This window comes from Streptomyces sp. (assembly GCF_035563135.1).
Classification (GTDB): domain Bacteria; phylum Actinomycetota; class Actinomycetes; order Streptomycetales; family Streptomycetaceae; genus Streptomyces.
In genome coordinates this window covers 1-4340 of sequence record NZ_DATMVN010000466.1, presented here as the reverse complement: position 1 = coordinate 4340, position 4340 = coordinate 1, and the positions used below count along the sequence as shown (strand labels likewise).

General features: G+C 69.2%; 4 protein-coding genes and 1 tRNA gene. 1 reads left to right on the top strand and 4 read right to left on the bottom strand.

Annotation, left to right across the window (positions count from 1 at the left end; all coding sequences use genetic code 11):
* Positions 1–537: cupin domain-containing protein (locus VN520_RS20695; protein WP_325748424.1), on the top strand; the 537-nt coding region annotated here is incomplete at its 5' end.
* Between the two features lie 202 nt (positions 538–739).
* Here the strand turns inward: VN520_RS20695 and VN520_RS20690 are convergent.
* From VN520_RS20690 to VN520_RS20675, 4 genes are all read right to left on the bottom strand, one after another.
* Positions 740–1780 carry an isopenicillin N synthase family dioxygenase gene (locus VN520_RS20690; RefSeq protein WP_325748423.1) on the bottom strand — a complete coding sequence of 347 codons (1041 nt, stop codon included), beginning with the start codon at positions 1778–1780 and terminating at the stop codon, positions 740–742.
* Between the two features lie 150 nt (positions 1781–1930).
* Positions 1931–2674, bottom strand: a complete 744-nt coding sequence (gene thyX / locus VN520_RS20685; protein ID WP_325748422.1) for an FAD-dependent thymidylate synthase — start codon at positions 2672–2674, stop codon at positions 1931–1933.
* A gap of 211 nt (positions 2675–2885) precedes the next feature.
* On the bottom strand, positions 2886–3440 hold the full coding sequence (locus VN520_RS20680) for a hypothetical protein (protein WP_325748421.1): 555 nt from the start codon (positions 3438–3440) through the stop codon (positions 2886–2888).
* A gap of 667 nt (positions 3441–4107) precedes the next feature.
* Positions 4108–4181: transfer RNA gene (locus VN520_RS20675), tRNA-Pro, on the bottom strand.
* Positions 4182–4340 lie beyond the last annotated feature (159 nt).

Here is a 4340-nt window from a genome sequence, read left to right as displayed (position 1 = left end):
CGGTTCGCGGACGCGGGAAAACCGGTGGTCGTGGTGGAGGAACAGCCTGGCATCCCTCCTCGTGTCCGGTTCCTCTACCAGGACTTGTCCGGGACCTACAGCGAAGTCATGGCCCGCTCCGGCCTGGCCGAACAGCTCGACCTCGTACCCCACCCCGAGGGCGGCTGGGCTCAGTCGGTGTGGACGTCGTCCGTCTCGGTGGAACCCGCCGGCTACGCGGGCACCCGGGCGAGCGCGACCGCTCTGCACTATGTCCTCGGCCCCACCGAACAGTCCCGTTGGCACCGGGTCCGTTCCGACGAATTGTGGTTGTGGCAGGCGGGCGGCGCCCTGCGCTTCCTCACCGGAGGGGACGCCGCGAAGCCGTCCTCCGCACAGGCGCGGATCCTGGGTCCGGACCTGGCGGCGGGAGAGCGTCTGCACATCGTCGTACCCGGGGGCACCTGGCAGGCGGCGCTCCCCCTGCGCCCCGCCGAGACCCTCATCACGTGCGTGGTCTCCCCTGGATTCGATGAAGCCGACTACCAAATCCTGTGAGTGACGTGTGGCGGGCCTCGCGCGAACGACGCCCCCGAAACCGGCAGCGCGACCTTGACGAACGGCATGGAGGCCCCCGCACCGGCGTAACCTCTGGTCGGTCTCGCAGGCCCCTGCGCCGGGCCCGGCCCGTGCCGGGCCCGGTGGGTGTCGGCACCGGAACGGCCGACGGGAAGAGGCGGGCAGGGGCCGCCCACGGACATCAGCCGTAGGCCTTCCGGAACTTGTCGACGATGTAGTCACCCGACCGGACCGGGGAGTACCGAGGCGGATTCCCCGGACCGGTGCACGTGGGGATGCATTCGATCAGAGCGTCGTAGGCCGGCTGGTGGAAGAACGGCACCGAGTAGCGTTCCGTCCACGCCAGCTCACGGGGAGGGTTGACGACGCGGTGGACGGTGCTGATCCATCGATCGTTGGTCCAGATCGCCATCAGGTCACCGATGTTCACGACGAACGAGCCCTCGATGCGGGGGACGTCCAGCCACTGACCGGCCTTGTCCTGGACCTGGAGACCCCCCGGTCCCTCGTCCTGGTAGAGGATGGTCAAGCTGCCCCAGTCGCTGTGCACCCCCTTGCGGAGCTGCCCGGGGGCCGGCGGGTGCGGTTGCGGAGGGTAGTAGTTCGCGGTGAGGTTCGTCATGTGCCGGTCGATCTTGTCCGTGAACCAGTCCTCCGGCAGGCCGAGGGCCAGCGCGAACAACCGCATGATCTCGGCGGCGAGCTGCTCCATGGCCCGGTAGTAGGCCCGGTACGCCTGGGTGAACCCCGGCAGTTCGGGCCACGGATTGGGGGTACGCAGCGCGGGGTCGGCGTCCGGCGGCAGCAGGTGGGAGCCGTCGGGCTCACCGAGCCGGTTGATCGTGAAGGTTTCCGCCACATCGGGCAGGGCCCGTTCCCGTTCGGCCTCGGCGCCCTCCCTCGACGCAGCCACGCTGCCGTCACGTCCGAACCCCCGCATCAAGGGGTCGGCGGGGTCCGCCAGAAGTGCGGCCTTCCGCTCGCCCGGCAGGGCGAAGAACGAGCGGGTCGCCCGGTACATGCTCGTGATCGTGTCGTCGGGAACACCGTGGCCGACGATCACCAGGAAGCCACTCGTGCGGCAGGCTCCGTCGATCGCGTCGGCCAGTCGGCGGTCCGACGCCTCGGTGGAACGCGCCCCGCTCAGATCGATCACCGGCACGTGACCGCCGACGACCGTCACAGGCGCCGTCCCTTCCTGTTCTCCCCTGGTCTGCGGCATCGCATCTCCCTTCTTCTCTCCTCCGTCGCGGGGGTGGGGTGCTGCCCACTCCCGCGCCATGTCCTCCACGTCGTCCGCAGCCCGGAGGCTGTCCCGTTCTCCCGGATGACCCTGCGCGCGGCGCCGGGTCTCCACAGCCACCGGGGAAAGTCATGGGGACACTCGGCCATGGGCCGCGAAGGCCGCGTAGGTCAGGGGCATCAGGCGCCCGAAAGCCGCTTCCATCTGCTCCGCGACCATCTCGATCTCCCGCTGCGGGTGGGACGCGTAGGCCGCTTCCTCGTCATGGACGCGCAGACTGAGGAAGTGCATGAGGGAACGGGCGTTGCACGTCGCGTACACGGTGGAGTACGTGGCCACCGGAAGTACCACACGGGCCAACTCGCGCGCGATGCCGGCATCCAGCATGCGCCGGTACTCATGGTGTGCGACACGGTAGGCCGCCACAGCGGCTTCCCTCAGCAGTGCGCGGTCCTTCTCCGTCCCCCGCACATATCTGTAGTGGCCGGGCTTGCCCGCCTGCTTCAGCGCGCGTTCACCGTCCGGGAGGTAGAAGACGTTCCTCAGCTCCCTGTACCGCGCGCTCTCCTCGTTGAAGGACCACATGCGATGGCGCATCAGATGGCGGATGGTGAAAATCGGCGCGTGCACCAGAAAGGTCATCGAGTTGTGCTCGAAAGGGCTTCCGTGCCGACTGCGCATCAGGTAGCCGATGAGTCCTTCCGCGTACGCGTCGCCACCGTCCTCGCCCTGCGCTCCGGGCCCGAGCGTGGAGACCCGGGCGGCACGGACCACTCCCGCGTCGGACGCCATGGAATCCACGAGTTCGGCAGTGAGGGTGCTGCGTATCCGAATCTCCTCGCCGACCCCACCGGGCACGACGTCGTCGCTCATGATCGATGACCTTCCTTTCGTTTGCCGCTTGCCGCTTGCCGCTTCCCGTTTACGGCTTCCGGCGGCGGTGCGTGGCCGTCGGCCGGAGGCCCAGCCGGGCCGGCCCGGCGGAAGCCCGAGTGAGCCGCACGGCCCGGCGACCGGCCCGCCGGGCCCCTCCCCGGGAGTACCGACGCGCGGAGTCGCGTGCCGCGGCCGGCTCCGGCCGTGGTCAGAGAATGGTGACGAGGAAGGGTCCGGCGGTGTTGGTCATTCCCTGCGGTGTGGCACAGGCCAGGAGGTCGGTGCTGGTGAGGACGATCGTGATGACGAGGGTGTGTCCCGCGAAGTCACCGCTGACGATCGGGCCGGTGCTCACCAGGACCGTCGTGCCGTTGGGGCGCAGCGCGACGGAGTAGGACTGCGTGAAGACGGAGGGCTGCGTGCCGGGGTTGGCCCATGTGATCCTGCCGACGCCGGCGCTGCTCCCGGTGAGGCAGTTCAGGTTGCCGCTTCCCGTGAAGTCGTACGTACCGGCCGTGTGGTTGAGGTCGGTGGAGACGCAGAGCCCGAGCGTGCCGGTGACCTCGAGGTCCACCTGGGGCGGCGGAGTGGCGAACGTCAGGCCTGGTGTGTACGTGGTGCTCTGGGTCCCCAGCGGGCAGGAGACGATGCCGTCGGCGGCGGCCGCCGTGGTGGCCGGCAGGGCCAGGGGCGCTCCGAGGGCCAGGAGCCCGGCGACGCCGAGGGCCGCGGTGCGTATGCGTAAGCGGTCTTTGAAGGACATGACGCGTCACTCCTTGGTCGGATCGTGAAAGGTGACTGGGCACATCGGGACGAGCTCGCCCGCCGTCTCACCTTGACGGTGCGCGGACGGGGAGGCCATAGCCTGGCAGGAGGGTGCGTACACCAGCCCGTACGGCGCACACCCCGCATCTCCCGCGCACACCCGTGTGCGCGGGCGGGATCCGCGCACCGGGGCGCGAACGAACGCGTGGGATGTACGCCACCTGGTTGTGGCAGCCGAGGAGCTGGGCTTGTTCCGCTTTGACGGACATGTGAGATCAAGGGCTCGCCCCCCGGGAGGATGTCCATCTTGGAGAGCACGGGGAGAAGCCTCGTCGCGCTCGCCGTTCGTTCACGCCGGAGTTCAGGGCTGGGATGGCGGAGCTGTGCCGTCGCGGCGACCGCTCGGTCGGCCCGGTATCGCCGGCCACGGATCGCTGACCACCATCCAGCGCTGCCTCCACCCGAACGTACACAAGATCAGGGCCGCCGGAGCGGCACTCTCCGCGTACCTCAGCGTGTCGCGCGCACCGCGCTCGCCGCCGGGCCCGATCGTCGTGACCCGCTGGCCTGGGACAAGAGAACTGGTCCCCGACCGTTCCCCAAGAATGATCAAGGGCCGGTCTCGGATGTCTCCGAAACCGGCCCTGATCTGCGACTCTCACGAGTCGGGACGACAGGATTTGAACCTGCGACCCCTTGACCCCCAGTCAAGTGCGCTACCAAGCTGCGCCACGTCCCGCTGCCCGTCTGACCTGGGGTTTCCCCCTGGCTGAACGCGCATGAGAACAATACCGCACTTCAAGCGGTGCTCACGAACCCGTTTACGGCCACCGGATCTCAACCACGCTGGGCCCTGGAAGGACCCGGCACGCCGTGCCGCGCCGGCCGAGCGGCCCCT

Coding starts and splice junctions, on each gene's coding strand:
- VN520_RS20690 (WP_325748423.1), bottom strand. CDS start 1,780: ATGCCGCAGACCAGGGGAGAACAGGAAGGGACGGCGCCTGTGACGGTC.
- VN520_RS20680 (WP_325748421.1), bottom strand. CDS start 3,440: ATGTCCTTCAAAGACCGCTTACGCATACGCACCGCGGCCCTCGGCGTC.
- thyX (WP_325748422.1), bottom strand. CDS start 2,674: ATGAGCGACGACGTCGTGCCCGGTGGGGTCGGCGAGGAGATTCGGATA.